Origin of the sequence: Bacillus sp. PSXD-155, from assembly GCF_049310765.1 — a bacterium.
Lineage (GTDB): Bacteria > Bacillota > Bacilli > Bacillales > Bacillaceae_G > Bacillus_A > Bacillus_A cereus.
Map to the genome: position 1 here is coordinate 177,847 of NZ_JBMOWC010000003.1, position 26,877 is coordinate 204,723.

Genomic DNA, 26,877 nt, shown 5'->3' on the forward strand with positions numbered 1-26,877 from the left:
CATGAAAAAAACGACCGCGGGGGAACGCGGTCGTTTTTTATATTATTGTTAAAACTTCATGTAAAGAACAGATAGTAGGAATATCGTACTTGAGTTGTGAGTTATCTCGATTTAACCATATCCCTTGCATCCCAGCTGCTGTACTACTAATCGCATCAGTCTCTAATCGATCGCCAATATAATAGCAATCTTTCATTTCAAGGTTCGATTGTAATACGGTTCTGTGAAAAATTTCAGGATCTGGTTTCGATATACCAAGTTCACTAGAAGTAAATATATATTTGAAATGTTTTAAAATGTTTAGGGCAGTTAATTTTTCGACTTGTTGTTCATAGTCACCATTACTAATGATACCTAATGAGTGACCGCCTTGCTGCAAGTTCTGTAATGTATAGTGTACATCTTCAAACGCGGTCCAGTTGTTCTTATATAGTTCTATATATTGATTGAATCTATGCTGAGATTCTTTGGTAGATAGGTTTACTCCATATGTTTTAAATAAATGATACATTCGCATTACTTGTTGTTCTTGAAAAGATAATTCCCTGGATAAAAATTTGTTGAAATATTCTTCTGATAATTCATGCCAGACTTTCGTTGCCTCTAATTCATTGCCTGAAAAAATAGTATTATATATTTGAAAAAAATCTATAATACCATTTCTTTCAGCAGCCTCATAATCAAGTAAAGTTCCATCAATATCAAAGAAAATCATATTGCTGTCTCCTTGCTAACAACTATTTAGCGTTTTCAGCAACCTCATATCCTTTCACAAACAATAGCGTCATATAAGAAACGATAAACGAGAAGATGCTGTACATGCCAACCCAAAAGAAAAATTTTGGAGTAAAGGCGATAACACCTATTATTAAAAAACTAGCAAACGTTACAATCGGCATTACGTAATACGTTTTCGTTTTGCGTGTTCCAATAACAGATACGATAAAGATAAATAATGGACAAATTAATAAGACGAAAATCAATTCATTCATAGGTATGTCCCCTTTTCTAATTGCAGTAATCTGTTTCTCGTAAACGTTTTGAAATAATTACTCTCCTAATATAATTTCGCTAAGTAATAACGAATCCCTCTTGAAAACTGATAATTCATGATGAATTTTACAAGCAAAAAACGTAAGCAAGAGAACACTTGCTTACGTTATAGGATAAACATCGCAACGATCGTGGTGACAATTAAACCGATAACAACCGGTAAAAAGTTTCGGCGTGCAAGTTCAAATGGATCGACTTTACAAATCGCAGCAGCAGGGATAAGTGCCCAAGGGATTAACGTCCCGCCCCCGGTCCATATAGCTGCAATTTGCCCGAGTGCTGTTAATGTAGCTGTTCCATGGCCAAGTGCTGTTCCAAAAAGATTGGCAATGGAACCAGCAAGTGATATACCTGAAAAACCTGATCCATCTAAGCCGGTAATGACACCCACGATGGTTAATGTCCCTGCCGATACATATTGATTTAAAGGAACAGTTTGAGATAAAGCGATGCCTAAGTCGTTAATGATTCCGTGTGAACCTTTCGGTAAATAGTCTCCGATAATTTTCACAAAGCCACTATCTCCTAAATAAAAGAGTGCAGCGATAGGAATAACTGGTCCGAAAATTTTAAAGCCAAATTGGAGCCCTTCTATGAAATAATCGGTCGTTTTATTCAGTCCATTACCTTTGTAGGCGATGAGAGAAATGATGATAATCATAATAACAGTTGTTCCGCCGATAAGTGCAGTTGCGTCGCTTCCTTGTAGTTGAAATTGAATCATGCAAAGGATATCAATGATATATACGATAGGGATACAAATAGCGAGCCATTTCTTTGTGCGAGGAGATAATGAAGTGAGCGTTTTAGAAGACTCAGTTGATAGAATAGATTCTTGTATAGCTAAGCCTGTATGAAACTCTTTTCGTAAGAAGAAAAAAGCGACGGAAGTTGTCACAACGCCCATAACGATAACGAGTGGAACACTTGCAGATACGACGCTGGAAACAGGGAGACCAGCAGCGTCTGCGGTTAATTTTGGTGCGCCTTGTATAACGAAGTCGCCGGATAAAGCAATCCCATGACCGAATAAGTTCATAGCAATTGCTACTCCAATTGGGGGGAGACCGACGCGTACAGCAACCGGTAATAAAATAGCTCCCATTAAGGCGACAGCGGGAGAAGGCCAAAAGAAGAAAGAAATTGTCATCATCAAAAGGCCAATAATCCAGTAGGCGAGGGTAGGGGTACGGATCATCTTTGTAAATGGTGAAATCATTGTATCATTTATACCGGTATGAACGAGTAAATTGCTCATGGATACAATAATAGAAATGATTAATATAGTTGGTAATAGCTCAGTAATGGCGTAAATAAAACTTTGAAAAATGCCGCTAACGGCAAGAGGGATAGAACTTGTAGCAGTTAATGCTAATAAAAAGATAAAAACGATACAAATAATTGTAGTATCTTTCCGGAGAATAAAAAAGGTAATAATAGTGAGTAAACAAATAACATAGAGAGCGTGTAATAGCGTTAATTCAACTCCCATAACATTCACATCCTTAGGCAATCGTGTAGTTTATTGTATGAAAGTAGGGAAAGTATGTGAGTATAAGAAACAGAAAAAAAGGTAAAATTTCATGTACTGCAATGGTAAGGATAAAAAATGGATGTTACAATACAATTAATCCTAAAAATGGAATTAGAGGAGGGCTTATGCACAAAAAAATTGGATTTTTGGGATTTATCATATCTTGTAGTCTATTAATCATTTTAAAGCTATTTACAAACAATGAATGGATAAGTATTATACCTGTTTTCGGGTTTGTATTTATACTTTTATATAACTGGGATGGTATGAAACAATATAGTAAGAAAAGTATCGGAATTATGATAGGTATCATCGTTGTTTGCTCATTGTTCGCAGGGGTTATTTTAATAGAGGGTCAGAAACAAATGGAGAAAATGTCTATTTTTCAAGAATGGATGTCTTCTGCAAACGGTCTTTATCTTGTAATTATAGTTGTTATTTTTCTAAGAATTGTTATAAGTATAGCAAGTTACATATTAAAGGAGAAGTAGAATGGGGGAGTACGAATGAGAGAAAAAATAGGATATTATGGTGTGCTAGTTTGTTTACTATTATCAATTATTTCAGGACAATTTCTTAACAGTGAATGGGTACCAGTTATATTATGTATAGGAGTATTGATTTTTGCTCCTATGTATCGCTGGAATGAATGGAAAGCATATAGTCGAAAAAAGAAAATGGTTTTCAGCATCGAATTTGTCATTATAATCAGCACAATTCCGTTTTTGTTATGGAAAGGAAATGAGATAATAGATGGAATTGTAATGTTTCAAGGGTGGTTGTTTATTGCGAAAATGCTATATTTAATATGCATTTTAATGTTGGCAGTGGTAGTCACTAAAATAGTAAACGAAAAGCTATTCGTTAATGAATAAAAGAAAATGCCACCTTATTCGGTGGCATTTCCTCATTTTACTGCATGAGCTTTTTGCATCTTTTTAATTAAACGAATTTGTCCACGATGATTGATTTCATCTTCAAAAACGTGAAACCACTTAAAATAGTTATTTGCTGGTTTGTCATACCAAAAGTCTGTCGTTTTAAATAACCATTCATCAGATAACGATTGAAAAGTCTCGATTGTTTTGGAACGTACTTCTTGTAATGTATTTATGTAAAATTCTATAGCGTTTCCTTTTATTTTCTCACGTCCAAGATCGCCTAATTCAATGCCAGGTAACCAGCGTTCTAATTCAGCCTCCGTTGGTTCACGGTCTTCAAAAGTATGAATCTGGTAGTAAAATTCAATAGCAGCCATATGATACAATAACATGCCAATTGAATTTGCTTCCTTATCATATAAATAATCAAGTTCTTCAATTGTTAAACTTTCCACTGCTTGCATTGTTGTATAGCGAGCGTAATTCATCATGGAAACAAGCTTTGAAAATTCTACATGTAAACCCTCCAATTTATCAATTACAAAATTCAATTAAAATTCCCCCTCTTTAAATGAATACTCCAGAGAAGGAATTCTATGTGCAAAAAAAGTTTTGTTTAAACCTTCATAATATTAACAAGGGATTATAATTAGTTCTCTATTTGATTTTGTAATAACGTCATAACCATCTTTGGTGATGACAATATCATCTTCGATTCTACAACCGCCCCAGTTCGGTATGTAAATGCCCGGCTCAACTGTAACAACCATACCTTCTTGTAAAGTTGCCTTGCTTTCTTGGGATAGGCGAAGTGGTTCATGTATTTCTAACCCAAGACCGTGCCCGGTAGAGTGGCCAAAGTATTGACCGTATCCATGTTCTGTAATGTAATTCCTCGTTATATCATCGATACTTTTCGCAGTTTCTCCAGGCTTAATTGCTTCAGTCCCACGCTTTAACGCTTCTCGTACAACATTGTATATTTTTTGGAATTCTTCCGATGGTTCCCCGATTGCTACGGTACGTGTTATATCGGAACAATATCCGTCGTAAAGTGCACCGAAGTCTAATGTAACGATATCGCCTCGTTCGATTATTTTATTTGATGCAACTCCATGGGGAAGTGAAGAACGAACGCCTGAGGCTACAATGATTTGGAATGAAGAAGATGTAGCCCCTTTTTTTCGCATGAAAAATTCTAACTCATCTCGAACGTCAGTCTCGCTTATTCCAGGCTTTAGAAATGTAACAATATGGTGAAATGCTTCGTCAGCGATTGTAGCTGCGATTTTCATTGTTTCTATTTCAGATGTGTCTTTAATAAGTCGAATATCTTCAATGATCTCACACACTGGAACCATTTCTGTATGTATATATTTTTGTAGTTTCTTAAATTGTTGCAAAGTCATATTATTGTCTTCTATACCAAGTTTTTGAATGTTTAATTTTGATACTTGATTTGCAACTTCTTCTTCTAAATTTCCTTTATGCATAATAATTTCTGCTGCTTTTATTTCCGTTTTTGCTTGATCTACGTAACGGAAATCAGTAATGAAAATAGCTTTATGCGCAGCAATTAAGACAACGCCTGCGCTACCTGTAAAGTTTGTTGCGTATTGACGGTTTTCTTTTTTTGTAATAAGTAACCCGTCGATTCCGTAATTATGTAGTTGTTTTTGGATGTTAGTTATTCTTACATTCATTTTAATTCCTCCTTTTTACATTAATAAAGCAAGAATTGTGCCAGTATATTTATTTAGAATAAAAGAGAAGAGGGTAGCTGTGTGTCAAAAAAACTAGACGAATGTAAAATAAATATATATAAAATTTTTACAGTAATTTTTTATGTGACTGAACAATAATATAAACTCGCAAACGAAAATCTTTTTAATTTAAATATTATATTTTTTGTATAAATAAATTAAGTTAATTGGTATAATAAGGGATTGTTACGTTTTTTATAGGTAAAGAGATGTAACGAAAAAAACTGGGTTAAGGAATGTGAGTGTATGAAGAAATTAAGTAAAGTAATGTCATTTTGTTTGACCGCTAGTATGCTTGTTATAACGGGGTGTGAAACAAGCGAACACAAAGTTCAAGTAAATGAAACGATTGAACAGCTTGATGAAGCGCCAGAAGTGACAGAAAAAGAAGCGAAAAAGATTGTAAGAAAGAGTGTAGATGGAATAGCAAATGCGTTTAGTGAGATGGAAAAAGAAAATGGATGGAGCCGAAATAATCCTGGGGATTTAGAGACAGCTAAAAAAGGAGTTAAAGGATTTGTTTCAGAAAAGTTTGTAGAGAATCAGCTTCCTAAGTCGCTTGCAACATTTAATCGATCAAGAGAGACGGATATGTTACCATTCCCTATTAATATTAAACCGAACATGAGATTAACATATTCACAGAAAAAAGATATTTTAACGATTGAGACTATCACACCTTCAAATGATATGGGAAATGAAGCAGAGATATGGGAATTTATTTTCGTTTATAAAGATGGAAAATGGTTAATAGATAAATGGTCATCGCATATACCTAGCGATTTAAAACTTACGAAGGAAGAAGCTAGTGAATTTCTGAAAATTCAAGGCTTTAAGAATGTTGATTTTGTTAAAGAAGAAGACAGTGGTGACAAAAAATATATTTTTAAAGAAAATGCTAGATTAATTGCTGTAGATGCAAAAACATCGGTTATTACATATAATTTAGATGAGCAAAAACAGGAAAAGGTAGCAAGAGAAAATAATAGTCAAGATCAAGAAACGGTTAAGGCAAATAGTGTGAGTTCACAAGTTACATCTAAAGAAGAGAAGCAACCTAAAAAAGAAACTTCGTCAGCGATAGGCAAAACTAAGGTTTTAAATGAGTTAGCTGCTCTAGAAAATCAAGAAACACATGCAAATGTTGCGTCAGATAATGACATAGTAAATGAAATAGAAGGAAATTATGAACTGTGGGATAATAAACTAAATGAAATTTACAGTACATTAAAAAGTACGATGTCACCTGATGCGTTTCAGTCGTTAAAAACGAAACAAATTGCGTGGGTTAAAGAAAAAGAAAGTAAAGTTAAAGCAATTGGTACTGATACAAATAACGGAACGATGAGGCGTATAGAAGCTTCAGAAGAGAAATATAAGATGACAAAAGCAAGATGTTATGAATTAGTAAATGGGTATATGAACTAGTGTGAACGAATATAAAAAATGCGTTGCTTATAAGCAACGCATTTTTGTATTTACGCTTTTAATTTCATTACAATATCAGCATCTGGTGTTACATATACGGTTTGCTGATTGTCGTACGTAACAAAACCAAGTTTTGCACCACTCGGTTTTTTCACATGGCGTATTTTAGTGAAATCAACAGGTACAGAGCTAGACTCTTTCGCTTTACTGTAATAAGCGGCAATTTTGGCAGCTTCTAGTAAAGTTTCTTCAGCAGGCTCTAAAGAACGAATGACAACGTGAGAGCCAGGTATGTCTTTCGTATGTAACCAAATTTCATCACGGCGGGCAAACTTCGTTGTTAAATAATCATTTTGTTTATTGTTTTTACCAACGAAAATCTCTGTGCCATCACTTGCTAAATATTTATCTAATACTGGCTTAGTAGGCTTTTTCTTTGCGTTTTTCGTTTTGCGATTGCGTACATAACCTTCTTCAGCTAATTCCTCACGAATTTCTTCAATATCTTTTGAAGAAGCAGCTTCCATTTGTTGAAGTAAGCTATCAAAATAAAGAATTTCTTCATTGGTTTTTTCAATTTGTTCTTCTACAACAACAACTGAATTTTTTGCTTTTTGATACTTTTGGAAATAGCGTTGTGCATTTTCAGATGGTGTTTTTAAAGGATCTAATGTGATTTTTACAGTTCCGCCATTTTCATCGTAATAATTAACGACCTCAATATCTTTATCGCCTTTTTTCAAAGCGTACATATTAGCTGTAAGTAGCTCTCCAAATAGTTGATATTTATCTGCTTTTCCAGCATCTTGCAGTGTTTTTTCGAGTTTAATGAGTTTTTTCTCGTTTTTATTTTTTTCATTTTGCATAAAGCGTTCTAAATCATGAGCTTGTTGTTTTACACGATCGCGCTCTGCTTTTCCGAAAAAGAAACGATCAAGCAATTCACTAACAGATGAGAACGTCTTATCTTCTCCTTGCAAGTGTGCAAGAGGGAAAAGATAAAAGAATTCTTTCCCATTTGAAGTAGTCATCGCTGGTGAATATGTATGAGTTAATAATGGTTTTTGTATGGAGAAAAATGCATCCGCTAATGCTTTTTCATTTACCATACCAGCTTTTTTCACTACTTCTTTTGCGAATAACGGGGATATTCCCGTAAAGGTGCCGACAAGCTGTTTATCCATGTTTCCAGATAGAAAGTCTAGTGGTCTAATAAATTCATCATTTGTTTCAATCTGAAGTGGGTTAATTTTATGTTGTGCTGGTGGTGCAATATATTCAGCTCCAGCGTATACAGTACGATGGCGGTTTACCGCTAAAGATATGTGTTTTAAGCTATCTAAAATAACGTTTGTTTTCGTATCTACTAAGATAATGTTACTATGTCGGCCCATTATTTCGATTACTAATGTTTTTAATGATTCGTCTCCAATTTCATTCCGACTGCGAACTGTAATTTGAATAATACGTTCTAAGTCAATTTGTTCAATTTTTTCAATAAACCCACCTTCTAAATGTTTACGAAGAAGCATACAAAACATTGGCGGTATTGCTGGTGAATCGTAGTTTTGATTCGTTAAGTGCAGACGCGCATATGTAGGGTGAGACGAAAGAATTAGTTTTTGGTTCTTTCCGTTTGCTCGAATATGTAATAAAATCTCATACTTTGAAGGTTGATATATTTTGGAAATTCTTCCTGTGTAAAGAGAATTTGCAATTTCATGTGTAATTGCTCTTGTAAATAATCCATCGAATGCCATAAATGAACACTCCTTTCTAACTAAAAGTTAATTATAGCATTTTTTTGGACGAGGCTGAATAAGCTTTCAATAGAGTATGTCTGGAATCAGGAGGTCGATGGCAGGATGAACTGGTATGGAATGCGGGCACATGAAGTGGAAGAAAGAACGAATACGAATGTAAAGGTTGGACTTACAGAGAAAGAAGCAGAAGGGCGCGTAAAGAAATTTGGTACTAATGAATTAGAAGAAGCAAAAAGGCCTTCTGCACTAATGGTATTTTTAGCACAGTTTAAAGATTTCATGGTACTCGTTTTGTTTGGAGCAACAATTGTTTCTGCGTTTTTAGGTGAATACATTGATTCTATTGCTATTGTTGCCATTGTTATTATCAATGGTATTCTCGGATTTTTTCAAGAAAGAAAAGCTGAAAAATCATTGGAAGCTTTAAAGGAACTAGCCGCTCCACAAGTTACTGTAATGCGGAATGGAAAGTGGGTAAAAGCACCATCTAAAGCACTTGTTTTAGGTGATATTATTAAGTTTTCCAGTGGTGATCGTATTGGGGCTGATGTGCGTCTTGTTGAAGCATCAAGTTTATATATTGAAGAGTCTGCTTTGACAGGGGAGTCCGTACCTGTACAAAAGAAGGTAGAAGCATTGCAAGGGCAAGATGTTGCAATTGGTGATCAAAAAAATATGGCTTTTATGGGGACAATGATTACGCGAGGATCTGGTACAGGAGTCGTTGTAGCAACTGGTATGAATACAGCGATGGGGCAAATTGCAAATATGTTACAAAATGCAGAGCAAATGGAAACACCACTGCAAAGAAGGTTAGAACAGCTCGGAAAAATATTAATTATTGTGGCTCTTATTTTGACAGCACTCGTTGTATTAGCTGGTGTGTATCAAGGGAATGAAGTATATCATATGTTTTTAGCTGGTGTGTCTCTGGCTGTTGCGGCTATTCCAGAAGGGTTGCCGGCAATTGTTACAGTAGCTTTATCACTTGGTGTACAGCGTATGATAAAAAAGAGAGCAATTGTACGAAAGTTACCAGCCGTAGAAACGTTAGGTTGTGCTTCTGTTATATGTTCTGATAAAACGGGAACAATGACGCAAAACAAAATGATGGTAACACATATGTGGTCAGGCGGAGAATTGTGGAAAGTGACAGGGCAAGGATATGAACCTAATGGCTCTTTTATGAAAGGTGAAAAAGAAGTGAATCCAGCTAAGACAAAAGCACTTTATCAGCTACTTACATTTGGTTCACTATGTAACAATGCAAATATTATTCAAAAGAAAAAGGCGTACGTATTAGATGGAGATCCAACAGAGGGAGCGCTTGTAGCTGCAGCAATGAAAGCTGGGATAACACGTGAGGCATTGAAAGGGAAATTTGAAGTTATTCGTGAATTTCCATTTGATTCAACTCGAAAAATGATGAGTGTTATTGTACGAGATCGAGAGGGGAAAAAGTTTATTGTTACGAAGGGAGCACCGGATGTTCTTTTACAAATGAGTCAAACGATTTTATGGGGGGATAAGCAACAGCCGTTAAGTGAGCTATATAGAAAAGAAGTACAGGCGGCTATTCATAGCTTAGGTAGTCAAGCGCTTCGAACAATTGCAGTTGCGTTTAAACCTTTAAAAATAACGGATTCTATTGAACATGAAAGAGACGTTGAAAAAGATTTTATGTTGGTTGGGATACAAGGTATGATTGACCCACCAAGACCAGAAGTGGCGCAGGCGGTAAAAGAGTGTAAAGAAGCTGGTATTCGAACAGTAATGATTACAGGTGATCATAAAGTGACAGCAATGGCGATTGCTGAACAATTAGGAGTTTTGCCACCAGATGGACGCGTTGTTGAAGGAGTAGAACTCGCGAATATGGATGTGGAGGAATTAGAAAATGTTGTAGAAGATACGTATGTATTCGCTCGTGTATCACCTGAACATAAATTAAAAATTGTTAAGGCACTGCAAAATCAAGGGCATATAGTAGCGATGACAGGTGATGGAGTGAACGATGCTCCAGCTATAAAAACAGCGGATATTGGGATAGCGATGGGGATTACAGGGACAGATGTTGCAAAAGAAGCCTCTTCACTTGTTTTACTAGACGATAATTTTGCTACAATTAAGTCAGCGATTAAAGAAGGAAGAAATATATACGAGAACATACGTAAGTTCATCCGATATTTATTAGCATCAAATGTTGGAGAAATTTTAGTTATGTTATTTGCGATGTTACTTGCATTACCCCTGCCGATGGTTCCTATTCAAATTTTATGGGTGAACTTAGTTACTGATGGTTTACCAGCGATGGCATTAGGTTTGGATAAGGCTGAAGGAGATGTGATGAAGAGAACGCCGCGCCACCCGAAAGAAGGGGTATTCGCTAGAGGGCTTGCGTGGAAAATAATAAGTCGAGGTTTTTTAATTGGGGCAGTGACGTTAGTAGCGTTTATTATTGCGTATAACCAACATCCAAATGAACTGAAATATGCACAAACTGTAGCGTTCGCGACGTTGGTACTTGCTCAGCTTATTCATGTATTTGATTGTCGTAGTGAGCATTCTGTCTTTCATCGTAATCCATTTGGGAACGTGTATTTAGTAGGGGCGGTTATCATTTCATTACTACTCATGCTAGTGGTGATATATTATCCACCGTTACAACCGATTTTTAGCACAATGCCGATACAAGCAAGAGATTGGTTATTAATTGGAGGTTTGTCATCAATTCCGACTTTCTTACTAGTAGGTTCTTTATTAACAGGGAAAAAGGCGAAAAAGAAAAAGCCAATGTTATATAAGAAGGGATTAAACTTGAAATAGTCAATGTTATGAAAATGTGATATAATTTACAGAAGGTAGTAGAGCCTTGTCTCTATTACCTTTTTCATTGAGTTATTTTATGGCTTGGATGTGATAAAAATGATTTCTAGTATGACAGGGTTTGGAAGATCGAAAGTAGAAAGTGATACTTTTCAAATTACAGTAGAAATGAAATCGGTGAACCACCGTTTTTTAGAGATGAGTATTCGACTTCCTAAGCAAATGATGGTATTTGAGGACAAAATTCGTAAAATAATTGCACAGCAAGTTCGACGTGGACGCATTGAAGTGTCTATTAGTATAGCAGGTGAAGGACTTGTTGAAAGAAAATTAAGTGTGAATTGGTCACTTCTTGAGCAGTACCAATCGATGATGGAAGATATAAAAGGAAAGTTTCAATTACAAGATTCTATTACACTCGAGCAATTAATGGCAATGCCAGAAGTAACAGCAATTGAAGAAATAGAAAATGTAAATGAACATTTTGAGAACAGTTTATATGAGGCTGTTCGTCAAGCTGCTCATATGTTGAAAACGATGAGAGATGACGAAGGAGAACGATTACATAAAGATATAGCGTATCGTTTACAAGAGATTAGCAATTGTGTAAATGCAATTATTCCACATGCACCAATTGTTACACAAAAATATCGTGAACGATTAGAAAATCGCTTAAAAGAATTACATAATCAAGAGTTAGATGAACAAAGATTGCTAACAGAAGTCGCAATCTTTGCAGAGCGTTGTGATATTCATGAAGAGTTAGTCCGTTTGCAAAGTCATTTAGAGCAATTTCGTGAAACATTGCAGATTGAAGAGCCTGTTGGAAGGAAAATGGATTTCATCGTGCAAGAGATGCATAGAGAAATTAATACGATTGGTTCTAAGGCAAATGACTTAACAATTTCAAAATATGTTGTAGAAATGAAAAATAACCTTGAAAAAATTCGTGAACAAGTACAAAATATTGAGTAGCTTTCAAAAAATATATAAAGTTATACGTGGTGGAGAAATCGGATAGACTTACTAGGAGGCGCAAACTATGGCCATGCGGTTTTTAAATATTGGATACGGAAATATTGTATCTGCTCATCGAATTATTGCTATTGTAAGTCCGGAGTCAGCTCCTATTAAACGAACAGTACAAGAAGCACGCGAACATAATGCTTTGCTTGATGCTACGTATGGGAGAAAAACAAGGGCGGTTATTGTTATGGATGATGGGCATGTTGTATTAAGTCCAATTCAACCAGAGACGATTGCACATCGTTTGAATAATAAAGAAGATTTAAGTGAGGAAGGGTAGGTTTTACATATTTATGAGAAGTAGAAGAGGATTGCTCATCGTTCTTTCAGGGCCTTCTGGGGTTGGAAAAGGAACGGTTCGTAAAGAGCTGTTTAGCCATGAGGATACACGTTTTCAGTACTCTATTTCAGTAACGACACGTAAGCCGCGTGAAGGTGAAGTAGATGGTGTGGATTATTTCTTTAAAGAAAGAGAAGAATTTGAGGAAATGATTCGTAATGAAAGATTACTTGAGTGGGCTGAGTTCGTAGGTAATTATTACGGAACACCAATTGACTATGTTGAAAAAACATTACAAGAAGGAAAAGATGTATTCTTAGAAATTGAAGTGCAAGGAGCAATTCAAGTTAAGAAAGCTTTCCCAGAAGGTGTATTTATTTTCTTAGCACCTCCAAGTTTATCTGAACTAAAGAGCCGTATTGTCGGACGTGGTACAGAGACTGAAGATGTTATTGAAAATCGTTTAACTGTAGCGAAAGAAGAAATCGAGATGATGGACGCTTACGACTATGTAGTAGAAAACGATCAAGTTGAATTAGCTTGTGATAGAATTAAAGCAATTGTGGTTGGCGAACATTGCCGCCGCGAAAGGGTAGCAAAATATTATAAAGAAATGACGGAGGGTCTATAATTATGTTAAATCCATCAATTGACTCATTACTACAAAAAATCGATTCTAAGTACACATTAGTAACAGTGGCTGCAAAACGCGCACGTGAAATGCAACTTGCTAATAACTGTGTTGTAGAGCAACCTGTTTCTCATAAATGTGTAGGTAAAGCATTAGAAGAAATCGATGCAGAAGCATTAAGCTACGTACCAAGTGAAGATAAAGTAGCTGAATAAGCCTTTGCCTTCGACAAAATAAAACATAGACTTTATAATTTTCTATGTAACGGTAACAACCTATTTACAAGTAGGTTGTTATTTTTTTACGAAAGGAATGAAATATTGGTACTGACGAGCTGGGAATTCTATTTCAGTATTATAAGTTTGAAAAAGAAAGAGGACGAGTCATATGCTAAAAGGGAAAAAGATACTTCTATGTGTAACAGGAGGCATTGCGGTTTTTAAAGCAGCTGCGTTAACGAGTAAATTGACACAATCTGGCGCGATTGTAAAAGTAATGATGAGTGAGTCGGCAATGAAGTTTGTTACGCCTCTTACATTCCAAGCGCTTTCTCGCCATGATGTATATACGGATACGTTTGATGAGAAAGACTCGGCTGTTATTGCTCATATTGATTTAGCAGATTGGGCGGATGTTGTACTTGTCGCACCTGCTACTGCCAATTGTATTGGAAAGTTAGCTGGTGGTATTGCGGATGATATGATTACAACTACTCTGTTAGCTACTACAGCCCCGGTATGGATTGCGCCTGCTATGAATGTGCATATGTATGAAAATAAAATTGTTCAAAAAAATATGATGACATTGAAAACGCTAGGATATACATTTATTGAGCCTGGGGAAGGCTTTTTAGCATGTGGATATGTAGCGAAGGGACGACTAGAAGAACCTGAAGCGATTATTGCACGGTTAGAGGAAGCTTTCTCAGAACACAAACCATTGCAGGGAAAAAGAATATTAATAACTGCTGGCCCAACACGTGAAAAAGTTGATCCAGTTCGTTTTATGACGAATTTTTCTTCTGGAAAAATGGGGTATGCGATTGCAGAAGTGGCGGCGAATTTAGGCGCTGATGTTATACTCGTTTCAGGACCGACAGCATTAAATCCACCGTTACATGTAACGACAGTGCAAGTGGAATCTGCACAAGATATGTTAGAAGCAGTTCTTCAACATTATCAAAACGTAGACGTTGTCATTAAAACAGCAGCAGTTGCAGATTATCGTCCGAAATATGTTCATGATAATAAAATGAAAAAGCAAAATGGTGATGCTGTCATTGAACTCGAAAGAACGGTGGATATTTTAAAAACGTTAGGTCAGAAAAAGGATAAACAGTTACTTATCGGTTTTGCTGCTGAAACGACAAATGTAGAGGAATATGCAACGAAAAAACTACGTGAGAAAAATGCAGATATGATTGTCGCGAATGATGTAAAAGCGCAAGGAGCTGGATTTGGCACGGATACGAATATTGTAACAATGTATAGAAAAGATGGAAAAGTTATTGAGTTACCACTTTTACTGAAAAAAGAGGTAGCTCGTGAAATATTAAAGCAAATTGAAATGATGTTAGAAGATGATCGTTTATGAAATTTGCAAGTGTAATTGTTGATGTACCTGCCCGTCAGACAGATCGACCATTTGATTACATTATCCCTGAAAAATGGGAAGATATTGTACAGACAGGAATGCGTGTAGTAGTTCCGTTTGGGCCAAGGAAATTACAAGGTTTTATTATTGGGATTAAAGATTCGGTGGATGTAGAAAGTAAGAAGTTAAAGACAATCCATGAAATATTAGATGTAACACCGGTTTTAAATGATGAATTATTAAAGCTTGGATATTGGCTTACAAGTGAAACGTTATGCTACATGATTTCAGCTTTTCAAGTGATGCTTCCAACTGCGATAAAAGCAACGTATAAAAAACGTCTACAAATTTGTAAGCATGAAGAAATAGCATCTGAAATACTATATTTATTTCAGGATAAAGAAGCAATTGATTTTGAAGTAATCGAGCAGCAGCCACATTTATACCGGACTATTCAACAAGAAATTAAAAATGGTACGGTTGAAGTCGTTTATCAAGTGAAAGATAAAGTACAAAAGAAGAAGCAAAGAGTTGTTCAGCCGGAGTTGCCAGAAGATAAATTGGAATTAGCGGCATTTGAACTGAAAAGTAAAAAACAACAAGATGTACTTTATTATTTTGTGGAAAATTATAAAAGTGTACCGTTGAAAATAATTACAGAAGAGTTACAAATAACAGATGCTCCAATAAAAGCACTTGTTAAAAAGGGCTTCATTTCAGAAAAGTATGTGGAAGTATACCGAAATCCGTATGACGATGATGATTTTGAACAAACGAAACCATTTCCACTTACGGAGGAACAAAATCAAGTTATTACACCGATTTTATCATCAATTACAAATGAAACTTATAATCCATTTTTACTATATGGTGTTACAGGAAGTGGAAAGACAGAAGTATATTTACAATCTATAGCAGCAGTGCTCGAGAAAGGAAAAGAAGCTATCGTTCTTGTTCCTGAAATTGCACTAACGCCCCAAATGGTGGATCGTTTTAAAGGTAGGTTTGGCTCGCAAGTTGCAGTTCTTCATAGTGCGTTGTCTGTTGGAGAAAAGTATGACGAGTGGCGTAAGATTTTAAGAAAAGAAGTGAAAGTTGTAGTTGGTGCGCGTTCAGCCGTTTTTGCGCCTTTTGAGAATTTAGGGATTATTATTATTGATGAAGAGCATGAATCAAGTTACAAACAAGAAGATAATCCGAGGTATCATGCAAGAGATGTAGCTATCTGGAGAGGGCAATATCATAAATGTCCTATCGTTCTTGGTAGTGCGACACCAACACTTGAATCGTTTGCAAGGGCGAAAAAAGGTGTTTATGAACTACTAACAATGGAAAAACGTATGAATGAACAAGCTTTACCAACGGTAGAGATTGTTGACATGCGAGAAGAACTTCGTGACGGGAATAGATCAATGTTTTCTAAGGCGCTGCATGAAAAAATAGCAGATCGATTAGAAAAGAAAGAACAGATGGTACTTTTTTTAAATAGAAGAGGTCATTCTACATTTGTTATGTGCCGTGATTGTGGGTATGTTGTACAATGTCCGCATTGTGATATTTCATTGACATATCATAAAATGAATCATCGTTTAAAATGTCATTATTGTAGTTATGAAGAAAATATGCCAACTGAGTGTCCTGCTTGTCAAAGTACATACATTCGTTTCTTTGGTACAGGTACACAAAAGGTAGAAGAAGAAATTACAAAACTATTTCCAGAGGCGCGAGTCATTCGAATGGATGTAGATACGACAAGTCGAAAAGGAATGCATGAAAAATTATTAAAGGCGTTTGGGGAAGAAAAAGCAGATATACTACTTGGAACACAAATGATTGCTAAAGGATTAGATTTTCCGAAAGTAACTCTTGTTGGGGTTTTAACTGCAGATACGATGCTTCACTTACCTGATTTTCGGGCAAGTGAAAAGACATATCAGTTATTGACGCAAGTAAGTGGACGAGCGGGTAGACATGAATTGCCAGGGGAAGTTGTGATTCAAACATATACGCCAGAACATTACAGTATAGAGTTAGCGAAGAACCAACAATATGATGTGTTTTTTGACCAAGAAATGCAAATGAGGCGAACAAGACAATATCCCCCATATTACTATGTTGTACTCATAACCGTATCTCATCCAGAATTATTAAAAGCGGTGCAAGTGACGGAAAAAATTGCCTCGTATTTACGAACGCATTGCTCACAGCAAACAATGGTGTTAGGACCAGTTGCTTCAGCAATTCCAAGGATAAAAGATAGATATCGTTATCAATGCATGATAAAATACAAACGGGAACCAAACTTAAAGAACGTGCTCAAAATGGTAAATGAACATTATCAAGCAGAAATGCAAAAAGAGCTACAAATCTCAATTGATTTTAATCCAACAATGTTAATGTAGCGGAGGGAAATATGGCAGTTTTAGAAATAATAAAGCATCCAAATGAAGTGTTAGAAACACCATGCGAAAGAGTAATTAACTTTGATAAAAAGTTAGTGAAATTGTTGAAAGATATGCATGAAACAATGTTAATTGCGGACGGAGTCGGTTTAGCTGCGCCTCAAGTAGGTGTAAGCTTGCAAGTAGCGGTTGTTGATGTCGATGATGATACTGGGAAAATCGAGTTAATCAATCCATCAATATTAGAAAAACGTGGTGAACAAGTAGGTCCCGAAGGCTGTTTAAGCTTCCCGGGACTTTATGGTGAAGTAGAACGTGCCGATTATATTAAAGTAAGAGCGCAAAATCGCCGTGGGAAAGTATTTTTATTAGAAGCGGAAGGATTTTTAGCGCGTGCAATTCAACATGAAATCGATCATTTACACGGTGTTTTATTTACATCGAAAGTGACAAGATATTATGAAGAAAACGAACTAGAATAGGTGTTAAAAGGAGCGGTTTTTAAATGATAAAAGTAGTGTTTATGGGAACACCGGACTTTTCAGTGCCGGTGCTTCGTCGTCTTATTGAAGATGGCTATGAGGTAGTAGGTGTTGTGACGCAACCTGATCGTCCGGTAGGTAGAAAAAAAGTATTAACACCTACACCTGTTAAAGTTGAAGCGGAAAAACATGGTATCCCTGTGTTACAGCCGTTAAAAATTCGTGAAAAAGATGAATATGAAAAAGTATTGGCATTAGAGCCAGATTTAATTGTAACAGCTGCATTTGGTCAGATTGTACCAAATGAAATTTTAGAAGCACCGAAGTATGGATGTATTAATGTCCACGCTTCTTTACTTCCTGAACTTCGTGGTGGTGCACCAATTCATTATGCAATTATGGAAGGTAAAGAAAAAACTGGTATTACAATTATGTATATGGTAGAAAAATTGGATGCTGGTGATATCTTAACGCAAGTGGAAGTGGAAATTGAAGAGCGTGAAACGACAGGCTCGTTATTTGATAAATTAAGTGAAGCTGGAGCACACCTTCTATCTAAAACAGTACCTTTATTAATTCAAGGTAAGTTAGAACCGATTAAACAAAACGAAGAAGAAGTAACGTTTGCGTACAATATAAAACGTGAACAAGAGAAAATTGATTGGACAAAAACAGGTGAAGAAGTATACAATCACATTCGCGGATTGAATCCATGGCCAGTTGCTTATACAACTTTAGCAGGACAAGTTGTTAAAGTATGGTGGGGAGAAAAAGTGCCTGTAACTGAACCGGCTGAAGCAGGTACGATTGTTGCAATCGAAGAAGATGGTTTTGTTGTAGCAACTAGTAATGAAACAGGTGTTAAAATTACTGAATTGCAACCTTCTGGTAAAAAGCGTATGAGTTGTTCACAATTTTTACGTGGAACAAAACCTGAAATTGGAACGAAGTTAGGAGAAAATGCATGAGACAAAATGTTCGTGAATTAGCTCTTGATGGTTTAATTCAAGTGGAAAAAAGTGGTGCATATAGCAACTTACTTTTAAATAATCTAATTGAAAAAAGTGCAATTGATAGAAAAGATATTGGTTTATTAACTGAAATTGTATATGGAACGATTCAACGTCGTGACACATTAGATTATTATTTACAGCCTTTTTTAAAAAAGAAGGTTGAGGCGTGGGTAAGAGTATTGCTTCGCTTATCTTTATATCAAATGATTTATTTAGACCGAGTGCCAGAAAGAGCGGCTATTCATGAAGCGGTTGAGATTGCAAAGCGTCGCGGGCATAAAGGAATTGCTGGTATGGTGAACGGTGTATTACGTTCGATTCAGAGAGAAGGTGTACCTTCTGTAGATGAAATCAAGGATCCAGTAGAACGTCTTGCAATTGCGACGAGTCATCCAGTTTGGCTTGTACAAGAGTGGACTTCTGCATATGGCTTAGAAACTGCAGAGAAAATGTGCGAAGTAAACATGTTACCACCTGTACCAACAGCACGTGTGAATGTTGATAAGGTAACGGTAGAAGAAGCGATTGAGTTGTTGGCAAGTGAAGGTATAGAAGCAAAACGTGGTGACTTGTCAGATGATGCAATTCAGATTGAAAGAGGAAATGTAGCGCATACAGAAGCGTTTAAAAAAGGATTTCTTTCTATTCAAGATGAAAGTTCTATGCTTGTAGCACGCGCTTTAGAACCGAATACGGGAGATGCAGTTCTTGATAGTTGTGCTGCTCCAGGCGGAAAAACAACGCATATCGCGGAACGATTAAAGGGAACTGGTAAGGTCATGTCCCTTGATTTACATGCACACAAAGTACGTTTAATTAAACAGCAAGCAGAGCGACTTGGTCTAGAAAATGTCGAAACAAAAGCGCTAGATGCTAGAAAAGTGCAAGAGCACTTTGCAAATGAAACGTTTGATAAAATATTGGTAGATGCACCGTGTTCTGGATTTGGTGTAATTAGACGTAAGCCTGATATTAAGTTAGGAAAAGATAAAGGCGATAGTGAAAGATTATCGACGATTCAACTTGCGATACTAGAAAAAATAGCACCATTATTAAAACAAGGTGGTCGTCTTGTTTATAGTACGTGCACAATTGAGAAAATAGAAAATGAACAAGTAATAGATAAATTTTTAAAAGAACATCCTGAATTTGAATGGGATACTACGATAAAAGAGCGTATGCCAGAAAAATTAAGTCCGTATATTAATGAAGGTCAAGTACAAATTTTACCGCATTATTTTGCAACGGATGGCTTTTATATTGCTTGTTTAAGGAAGAAGGTGTAGCATCATGGAAACAACTGTAAGAAAACAAAAGAAAAATGTAGAAACGAAGAAACCATCAATTTACTCTTTACAACTTCATGAAATGCAAGATTGGTTAAAGGAACAAGGAGAACCGAAGTTCCGCGCTGGACAAATTTTTGACTGGCTATATAAAAAACGTGTAAAAAATTATGAGGATATGTCAAACCTTTCTAAAGGATTGCGTGATAAATTGTCGAATTCCTTTGATATTACTACTTTAAACACGTTAGTAAAACAAACGTCTTCAGATGGAACGATTAAATTCTTATTCCAATTATATGACGGATATTCTATTGAAACGGTATTAATGCGACATGAATATGGAAATTCCATTTGTGTAACAACGCAAGTTGGTTGTCGTATTGGATGTACGTTCTGTGCTTCGACACTTGGTGGACTAAAACGAAACCTAGAAGCTGGAGAAATCGTAGCGCAAGTAGTAGAAGTTCAGCGTGCGCTTGATGAAACAGAAGAACGTGTAAGTTCTCTTGTTGTTATGGGAATTGGAGAACCATTTGATAACTACGATAATTTAATGGGATTCTTACGCATCACTAACCATGAAAAAGGACTTCATATTGGTGCTAGACATATGACTGTTTCGACGAGTGGAATTATCCCGAAAATTTATAAGTTTGCTGAAGAAGAACTACAAATTAATTTTGCGATTTCATTGCATGCTCCAAACTCAGAATTACGTTCAAAATTAATGCCGATTAACCGTGCTTATAAATTACCGGATTTAATGGAAGCTATTAAATACTATGTAAATAGAACAGGGCGCCGTATTACTTTTGAATATGGATTATTTGGAGGAGAAAATGACCAAGTTGAGCACGCTGAAGAGCTTGCTGCGCTCTTAAAAGGTGTAAAATGTCATGTAAACTTAATCCCGGTAAACTACGTACCTGAACGTGATTATGTACGTACACCACGTGAGCAAATTTTCTTGTTCGAGAAAACGTTAAAAGATCGTGGAGTGAATGTAACGATTCGCCGTGAACAAGGTCATGATATTGACGCAGCCTGCGGTCAGTTGCGTGCGAAGGAGCGCAAAGAAGAGACGAGGTGACGAGATGAAAGCCGTATTTCTATCGGATAAAGGAAAAGTTCGTCAACATAATGAAGATAGTGCAGGAGTTTTTCACAATTTAGATGGAAATGTTTTAGCGGTAGTAGCAGATGGAATGGGAGGTCATCGAGCTGGTGATGTAGCTAGCTCGATGGCCATTCAATTATTCCATGATTATTGGAAGCAAACGCATAATATGAATGAACCGAAAAAAGTAGAACAATGGTTACATACTAGTGTTGGGATTATTAATGAGCGCATATATGAATACGCTCAGCAAAATGTAGAATGTAATGGTATGGGAACAACGCTTATAATAGCTGTTTGTACACCAAGTTTTGTGACGATAGGGCATATAGGAGATAGTCGTTGCTATATGGTATCAGAAGGAGAAATGACGCTTGTAACGGAAGATCATTCGCTTGTAAATGAGCTTGTGAGACATGGTGAAATTTCAAAGGAAGATGCAGAGTATCATCCGAAAAAGAATGTGTTATTAAGAGCGCTAGGAACAGAAGAAAAAGTTGGATTAGATGTTAAAACGTTGGTGCTTGAGGAAGATGATCAATTACTTCTTTGCTCTGATGGATTATCAAACAAAGTTTCTATTGATGATATGCAACAAATTTTACAGTTAAATGAACAGCTTGAAGGTAAAGGGCAGCGTCTCATTCAATTGGCGAATGATCGCGGTGGAGAAGATAATATCACACTTGTTCTTATTGATTATGCGGGTTCGACAAACGAAAGTAGGTGAAGTGCAACGTGCTGATTGGAAAACGCTTAAATGACCGTTATAAGCTGCTGAAAATGATTGGTGGTGGCGGAATGGCCAATGTATATTTAGCTCATGATGATATACTTGGCCGAGATGTAGCGGTAAAAATATTAAGACTCGACTACTCAAATAACGAAGAGTTTATTAAACGTTTCCATCGAGAAGCGCAGTCTGTTACAACGTTGTCGCATCCAAATATTGTGAATATGTATGATGTCGGAGAAGAAGATGGTATATATTATCTTGTCATGGAATATGTACCCGGGCAAACATTGAAGCAATACATAATTGAGCGAGGTATGTTACCTATAGGAGAAGCTCTTGATATTATGGAGCAGTTAACATCCGCCATGGCACACGCCCATCATTTTGAAATTGTGCATCGTGATATAAAGCCGCACAATATTTTAATTCGAGCTGATGGAATAATAAAAGTAACAGATTTTGGAATTGCGACAGCTACAAGTGCAACAACAATTACACATACAAATTCAGTACTGGGTTCAGTCCATTATTTATCACCAGAACAGGCACGTGGCGGGATAGCAAATAAACAATCGGATATTTATTCTCTTGGAATAGTTATGTTTGAATTGTTAACAGGAAGACAACCGTTTTCTGGCGAATCTGCTGTTGCTATAGCTTTAAAACATTTACAAAGTGAAATCCCATCACCAAAAAGATGGAATGAAAATATTCCGCAAAGTGTTGAAAATATTATATTAAAGGCAACTGCAAAAGATCCTTTTCATCGATATCAATCTGCCAATGCTATGAAGCGAGATATTGAAACTGCGCTATATCCAGAGAGGATAAATGAGCAACCATTTTACATACCAGAAGATATGGAAGCGACGAAAGCGATTCCGATTATTCAACAAGAACAATTATTTGAAAATGTAAGTGATGAAACGATTGTTTTAAAAGGGAGTAAGGTGGAAGAACCGATAAGAGCAGAAGCAGCTGAGTTAGATAAGAAGAAAAAACGGAGTAACAAGTGGCTTAAAGTTTTAATTTCAACATTTTTATTTTTAGCAATAGGAATAACATTAGCGCTTACGGTTATTCCAGGATTATTTATTCCGAAAGATGTGAAAGTTCCTGATGTGGCTGGTATGAAATACACGACAGCTGTAAATACGTTAGTAGAAAAGGGCTTTGAGGTGACGGAGCCTAATATTGTATATACAGATGATATTGAAGTTGGGGATGTAATAAAAACGGAACCTGTAGCAGGAAGAGTCGTAAAAGAAAACGCTAAAATTACTATCTATCAATCAGGTGGAAAAAAGAAAAGTAAGATGGCGAATTTCACAGGGCAAAACTTTGAGAGTGTAAAAGCTGAGTTAGAAGAAAAATATAAACAAGTTACAGTAAATTATATTGAAAATGATAAGCCGAAAGGTGAAATTGTAGAGCAAATTCCGACGCCTGATCAAATGGTTATAGAAGCGGAGCAAGAACTGAAAATTTGGGTAAGTAAAGGTCCTTATCAAATTAGACCAGGTGACTTTTCGGGGTGGACTGAAAATAGTGTAACTGGTTATTTGAATGAGAGAAAACTAACGTCAGATATAAAACGAGAGTACTCAGATTCAGTCGAAAAAGGACTTGTAATTTCGCAATTTCCAAAACCAGGTACACCATTAAAAGAGGGAGATAAAGTAACTATTATTATCTCTGATGGTCAAAAGCCTAAAGTGACTAAAACGGTAAAAGTGGACAATATCTCTATCCCATATGAGCCTGCTGTAACAGGTGAAAAAAAGCCGCAAACAATAGAAATTTATAAAGAAGACATGCAGCAAAAAATGGATAGACCGGTTGAAACGAGAACAATTACTGAATCAGCGACTATTTCTTTAGAATTTGTAATTCAAGAAGGTTCAAAGGGACACTATAAAATTGTACGAGATGGAGTAACGATTATTGATAAAGAAGTACCATATCCAACTCAATAATAGTGAACTACTTATTATTATTGCCTGTTATGCTGTCTACAAAGTGGACGGTATAGCAGGCAAAAATATATGATTCAAAAAGCTAGTAAAGTGATGCAGCTGTAAATATTTTTTTGCATTTAATGGGAAATTTAATGTATATTAGCGAAAGTATATATGGTAGGTTTTGAAATCGTTATTTGGAAAATTTAAATCCATTCATTTTTAAATTCAGCATCACCTTATACAAAAAAAGGAGAATTCTATGCCAGAAGGAAAAATTATAAAAGCTTTAAGTGGGTTTTATTACGTGCAGCATGAAGAAGGGGTTACGCAATGTCGTGGGCGAGGTGTATTTAGAAAAAATAAAATTACACCACTTGTAGGAGACCAAGTTGTTTTTCAGGCAGATAATCCAACTGAAGGTTATGTGCTTGAAGTGTTTGATCGAAAAAATGAACTTGTTAGACCTCCTATTGCTAATGTCGATCAAGCGATCCTTGTGTTCTCTGCAGTAGAACCAGATTTTAATCCTGGACTGTTAGATCGATTTTTAGTGCTGATTGAATATCATAACATTAAGCCAATTATTTGTATTAGCAAGATGGATTTAGTAGATGAAAAGATGAAAGCAACTGTTGAAGCTTATGCGAATGATTATCGTGAGATGGGTTATGATGTTTTATTTACTTCTATTAATACGTCAGAAAGTATTGATATATTAAAACCATACTTAGAAAATTGTGTTTCTGTTGTTGCGGGTCAATCTGGTGTTGGGAAATCTTCAATGCTTAATGTGCTACGTCCAGAATTAGAGCTGAAAACAAATGATATTTCCTCCCATTTAGGACGCGGGAAGCATACGACAAGACACGTAGAATTAATTGCAATTGGGAGTGGACTAGTAGCAGATACACCGGGTTTTAGTTCACTAGATTTCATTGATATAGAAGTAGAAGATCTTACATATTGTTTTCCAGAGTTGAAAGAAGCGAGCCAATACTGTAAATTTAGAGGGTGTACACATCTTTCTGAACCGAAATGTGCTGTGAAAGCTGCGGTTGAAGAAGGGAAGATTACAGAATATCGCTATAAGAACTATAAACAATTCGTAGAAGAAATTAGAGAGAGAAAGCCGAGGTATTAGTTATGATTAAAATTGCACCATCGATTTTATCAGCAGATTTTTCAAAATTAGGGGAAGAGATTAAAGATGTAGAAAAGGGCGGAGCGGATTACATTCACGTTGACGTAATGGATGGACATTTCGTACCAAATATTACGATTGGACCATTAATTGTAGAAGCTATCCGTCCAATTACATCATTACCATTAGATGTACATTTAATGATTGAAAATCCTGATAACTATATCCCGACTTTCGCACAAGCGGGAGCGGATATTATTACTGTTCACGTAGAGGCGTGTCCACATCTGCATCGTACAATTCAGTTAATTAAATCTCACGGTATTAAAGCGGGCGTTGTATTAAATCCACATACGCCAGTTTCAGTGATTGAGCATGTATTAGAAGATATAGATATGGTATTACTTATGACAGTAAACCCTGGATTTGGTGGACAGAAGTTTATCCATTCTGTATTACCGAAAATTAAACAAGTTGCAGACATGGTGAAAGAGCGCAATCTAGAAGTAGAAATTGAAGTTGATGGTGGTGTAAATGCTGAAACAGCAAGACTTTGTGTGGAAGCAGGAGCAAATGTACTTGTAGCTGGATCAGCAGTATACAATCAAAAAGACCGCGGTGAAGCAATTCGCGTAATTCGTGGGTAGTGATGAACTTTTATCCTAGTAAGGTATTCATAGGATAGGGTAAAAATATGTAAAAAGGCAATCTACCGAATGGCAGATTGCCTTTTTACAATGGAAGGGGAAAAAAATGATTATTCATATTTTGGCAGGAGGACCTTCGGAATATTGCGCAGATTTTGCTCGATATGAGAATAAGGAAGTAGTGTGGGCTGCGGTTGATAGGGGAGTATACCGTCTATTAAAGAAAGGGATTACCCCGGCTGTTGCGTTTGGAGATTACGATTCAGTTACTGAAGAAGAATTAGTATGGATGGGACAGCAAACGAACGAATTACATATTGTTCCGCGGGAAAAAGATCAAACGGATTTAGAAATTGCAATCAACTGGGCATTAGGACAGAAGCCGGCACTAATTCGTATTTTTGGTGCTACCGGTGGAAGACTTGATCACGGTTTGGCAAATATACAAATGCTTTTAAAAGGGTTAGAAGTAGAGATAGAAATGTGTATTGTGGACAATAAAAATGAAATAACAGTTAAAAAAGTGGGTACACATATAATTGAAGAAAATAAAAATTTTCCTTATGTATCTTTTGTACCAGTTACTGAAATAGTGGAAGGGATTACATTGTTTGGTTTTAAGTACCCTCTTACTAATAAAACAATAGAGTGGGGATCAACACTTTGTATTAGTAACGAACTCGTTGAGGAAAAAGGTACTTTTTCATTTACTTCTGGCATATTAATGTTGATAAGAAGCACTGATTGAAGAAACAATTTTGCTCCTTACATCATATAGTGACCAAGTGGAGTAATGGGGATTAGGAGGGAAACCATGAGATTTTATACAATTAAGTTACCTAAATTTCTTGGTGGAATTGTTCGTGCAATGTTAAATACCTTCAAAAAAGATTAAAAAAAGCACCTATCACCGGTGCTTTTTCCATTGTTATAGTAAAAAAAGAGCCTATCGGCTCTTTTTTTTATTATTAAACACGTTCGATTTTGCCAGATTTTAATGCTCTAGCAGAAACGTAAACACGTTGAACTTTTCCGTCGATGCGTACGCGAACTTTTTGAAGGTTAGCGCCCCACTTACGTTTTGTAGCGTTCATTGCGTGAGAACGAGAGTTACCAGAACGAGCTTTTCTTCCAGTAATAGCACAAACACGAGCCATTTATATTTCCCTCCCTTGATACCTTACCATACGTAATTTTTCAATGTTAGTCTTTTATGCGATGCTAAAAACACTACTATAATTTAACACAACTAAAAAGAGAATGCAACACCGTAGAAAAAAGAAATCAAGAAAATTTACTTGACACTATATG

Annotated in this window: 27 protein-coding genes; 20 read left to right on the plus strand and 7 right to left on the minus strand. The window is 36.1% G+C overall.

Features of this window, described 5'->3' with window-relative positions:
• Positions 1-37 precede the first annotated feature (37 nt).
• From ACO6VI_RS03765 to ACO6VI_RS03775, 3 genes are all read right to left on the minus strand, one after another.
• On the minus strand, positions 38-715 hold the full coding sequence (locus ACO6VI_RS03765) for an HAD family hydrolase (protein ID WP_063548499.1): 678 nt from the start codon (positions 713-715) through the stop codon (positions 38-40).
• Positions 716-737: 22 nt separating this feature from the next.
• Positions 738-992: a YbeF family protein gene (locus ACO6VI_RS03770; RefSeq protein ID WP_001003915.1), complete on the minus strand. Its 255-nt coding sequence runs from the start codon at positions 990-992 to the stop codon at positions 738-740.
• 167 nt (positions 993-1,159) lie between these two features.
• Positions 1,160-2,545, minus strand: coding sequence for a membrane protein (locus ACO6VI_RS03775; RefSeq protein WP_000537906.1), 1,386 nt, complete (start codon positions 2,543-2,545; stop codon positions 1,160-1,162).
• Positions 2,546-2,646: 101 nt separating this feature from the next.
• Between ACO6VI_RS03775 and ACO6VI_RS03780 the strand changes: the two genes are divergently transcribed.
• A complete protein-coding gene (locus ACO6VI_RS03780; protein WP_142321521.1) occupies positions 2,647-3,078 on the plus strand; it encodes a YoqO family protein in 432 nt (143 codons plus the stop codon).
• 15 nt (positions 3,079-3,093) lie between these two features.
• A complete protein-coding gene (locus ACO6VI_RS03785; protein ID WP_063548495.1) occupies positions 3,094-3,462 on the plus strand; it encodes a YoqO family protein in 369 nt (122 codons plus the stop codon).
• Between the two features lie 32 nt (positions 3,463-3,494).
• Here the strand turns inward: ACO6VI_RS03785 and ACO6VI_RS03790 are convergent, their stop codons facing one another.
• Positions 3,495-4,019: a DinB family protein gene (locus tag ACO6VI_RS03790; protein WP_016080505.1), complete on the minus strand. Its 525-nt coding sequence runs from the start codon at positions 4,017-4,019 to the stop codon at positions 3,495-3,497.
• Between the two features lie 81 nt (positions 4,020-4,100).
• Positions 4,101-5,171: a M24 family metallopeptidase gene (locus ACO6VI_RS03795; protein ID WP_001102865.1), complete on the minus strand. Its 1,071-nt coding sequence runs from the start codon at positions 5,169-5,171 to the stop codon at positions 4,101-4,103.
• A gap of 306 nt (positions 5,172-5,477) precedes the next feature.
• On the opposite strand from ACO6VI_RS03795, the gene ACO6VI_RS03800 reads away from it, so the two are divergent.
• A complete protein-coding gene (locus ACO6VI_RS03800; protein WP_063548493.1) occupies positions 5,478-6,659 on the plus strand; it encodes a lysozyme inhibitor LprI family protein in 1,182 nt (393 codons plus the stop codon).
• 50 nt (positions 6,660-6,709) lie between these two features.
• Here the strand turns inward: ACO6VI_RS03800 and ACO6VI_RS03805 are convergent, their stop codons facing one another.
• Complete coding sequence (locus ACO6VI_RS03805) at positions 6,710-8,419, minus strand: Rqc2 family fibronectin-binding protein (protein ID WP_000863271.1); 1,710 nt, start codon at positions 8,417-8,419, stop codon at positions 6,710-6,712.
• A gap of 105 nt (positions 8,420-8,524) precedes the next feature.
• Here ACO6VI_RS03805 and ACO6VI_RS03810 point away from each other — a divergent pair, with 105 nt between their 5' ends.
• The 17 genes from ACO6VI_RS03810 to spoVM all read left to right on the plus strand — a co-directional run bounded on the left by ACO6VI_RS03810 (position 8,525) and on the right by spoVM (position 26,461).
• The gene (locus tag ACO6VI_RS03810; RefSeq protein WP_001104774.1) at positions 8,525-11,248 is read left to right on the plus strand and encodes a calcium-translocating P-type ATPase, SERCA-type; all 2,724 of its coding nucleotides are present in this window, start codon (positions 8,525-8,527) and stop codon (positions 11,246-11,248) included.
• A gap of 99 nt (positions 11,249-11,347) precedes the next feature.
• Entirely contained in the window at positions 11,348-12,223 is an 876-nt protein-coding gene (locus ACO6VI_RS03815; RefSeq protein WP_000625865.1) for a YicC/YloC family endoribonuclease, read from the plus strand.
• A 67-nt stretch (positions 12,224-12,290) separates the two neighbouring features.
• Positions 12,291-12,554 (plus strand): extracellular matrix/biofilm regulator RemA, encoded by a 264-nt coding sequence (remA, locus tag ACO6VI_RS03820; protein WP_001251456.1) that lies wholly within the window; start codon positions 12,291-12,293, stop codon positions 12,552-12,554.
• 13 nt (positions 12,555-12,567) lie between these two features.
• On the plus strand, positions 12,568-13,185 hold the full coding sequence (gene gmk / locus ACO6VI_RS03825) for a guanylate kinase (protein ID WP_001257742.1): 618 nt from the start codon (positions 12,568-12,570) through the stop codon (positions 13,183-13,185).
• Positions 13,186-13,187: 2 nt separating this feature from the next.
• Complete coding sequence (gene rpoZ / locus ACO6VI_RS03830; RefSeq protein ID WP_000933961.1) at positions 13,188-13,400, plus strand: DNA-directed RNA polymerase subunit omega; 213 nt, start codon at positions 13,188-13,190, stop codon at positions 13,398-13,400.
• Between the two features lie 172 nt (positions 13,401-13,572).
• The gene (gene coaBC / locus ACO6VI_RS03835; RefSeq protein WP_000911748.1) at positions 13,573-14,778 is read left to right on the plus strand and encodes a bifunctional phosphopantothenoylcysteine decarboxylase/phosphopantothenate--cysteine ligase CoaBC; all 1,206 of its coding nucleotides are present in this window, start codon (positions 13,573-13,575) and stop codon (positions 14,776-14,778) included.
• The gene (gene priA / locus ACO6VI_RS03840) at positions 14,775-17,180 is read left to right on the plus strand and encodes a primosomal protein N' (RefSeq protein WP_023522849.1); all 2,406 of its coding nucleotides are present in this window, start codon (positions 14,775-14,777) and stop codon (positions 17,178-17,180) included. The genes coaBC and priA overlap by 4 nt, the downstream gene beginning before the upstream one ends.
• A gap of 11 nt (positions 17,181-17,191) precedes the next feature.
• Positions 17,192-17,662 (plus strand): peptide deformylase, encoded by a 471-nt coding sequence (gene def / locus ACO6VI_RS03845; protein ID WP_000279455.1) that lies wholly within the window; start codon positions 17,192-17,194, stop codon positions 17,660-17,662.
• Between the two features lie 23 nt (positions 17,663-17,685).
• Complete coding sequence (gene fmt / locus ACO6VI_RS03850) at positions 17,686-18,630, plus strand: methionyl-tRNA formyltransferase (protein ID WP_000598805.1); 945 nt, start codon at positions 17,686-17,688, stop codon at positions 18,628-18,630.
• Positions 18,627-19,961 carry a 16S rRNA (cytosine(967)-C(5))-methyltransferase RsmB gene (rsmB, locus tag ACO6VI_RS03855; RefSeq protein ID WP_001249664.1) on the plus strand — a complete coding sequence of 445 codons (1,335 nt, stop codon included), beginning with the start codon at positions 18,627-18,629 and terminating at the stop codon, positions 19,959-19,961. The genes fmt and rsmB overlap by 4 nt, the downstream gene beginning before the upstream one ends.
• A gap of 4 nt (positions 19,962-19,965) precedes the next feature.
• Positions 19,966-21,054, plus strand: coding sequence for a 23S rRNA (adenine(2503)-C(2))-methyltransferase RlmN (gene rlmN / locus ACO6VI_RS03860; protein WP_000450550.1), 1,089 nt, complete (start codon positions 19,966-19,968; stop codon positions 21,052-21,054).
• 4 nt (positions 21,055-21,058) lie between these two features.
• Positions 21,059-21,811 (plus strand): Stp1/IreP family PP2C-type Ser/Thr phosphatase, encoded by a 753-nt coding sequence (locus tag ACO6VI_RS03865; protein WP_000648708.1) that lies wholly within the window; start codon positions 21,059-21,061, stop codon positions 21,809-21,811.
• A gap of 8 nt (positions 21,812-21,819) precedes the next feature.
• Positions 21,820-23,793: a Stk1 family PASTA domain-containing Ser/Thr kinase gene (pknB, locus tag ACO6VI_RS03870; protein ID WP_000904746.1), complete on the plus strand. Its 1,974-nt coding sequence runs from the start codon at positions 21,820-21,822 to the stop codon at positions 23,791-23,793.
• A gap of 244 nt (positions 23,794-24,037) precedes the next feature.
• Positions 24,038-24,919: a ribosome small subunit-dependent GTPase A gene (gene rsgA, locus ACO6VI_RS03875; RefSeq protein ID WP_001113932.1), complete on the plus strand. Its 882-nt coding sequence runs from the start codon at positions 24,038-24,040 to the stop codon at positions 24,917-24,919.
• A 2-nt stretch (positions 24,920-24,921) separates the two neighbouring features.
• Positions 24,922-25,566 carry a ribulose-phosphate 3-epimerase gene (gene rpe, locus ACO6VI_RS03880; protein WP_000589974.1) on the plus strand — a complete coding sequence of 215 codons (645 nt, stop codon included), beginning with the start codon at positions 24,922-24,924 and terminating at the stop codon, positions 25,564-25,566.
• A 106-nt stretch (positions 25,567-25,672) separates the two neighbouring features.
• Positions 25,673-26,314: a thiamine diphosphokinase gene (locus tag ACO6VI_RS03885; RefSeq protein WP_063548491.1), complete on the plus strand. Its 642-nt coding sequence runs from the start codon at positions 25,673-25,675 to the stop codon at positions 26,312-26,314.
• A gap of 66 nt (positions 26,315-26,380) precedes the next feature.
• Positions 26,381-26,461 carry a stage V sporulation protein SpoVM gene (gene spoVM, locus ACO6VI_RS03890; protein ID WP_001213599.1) on the plus strand — a complete coding sequence of 27 codons (81 nt, stop codon included), beginning with the start codon at positions 26,381-26,383 and terminating at the stop codon, positions 26,459-26,461.
• Between the two features lie 73 nt (positions 26,462-26,534).
• Here the strand turns inward: spoVM and rpmB are convergent, their stop codons facing one another.
• Entirely contained in the window at positions 26,535-26,723 is a 189-nt protein-coding gene (gene rpmB, locus ACO6VI_RS03895) for a 50S ribosomal protein L28 (RefSeq protein WP_000124776.1), read from the minus strand.
• Between the last annotated feature and the right edge of the window lie 154 nt (positions 26,724-26,877).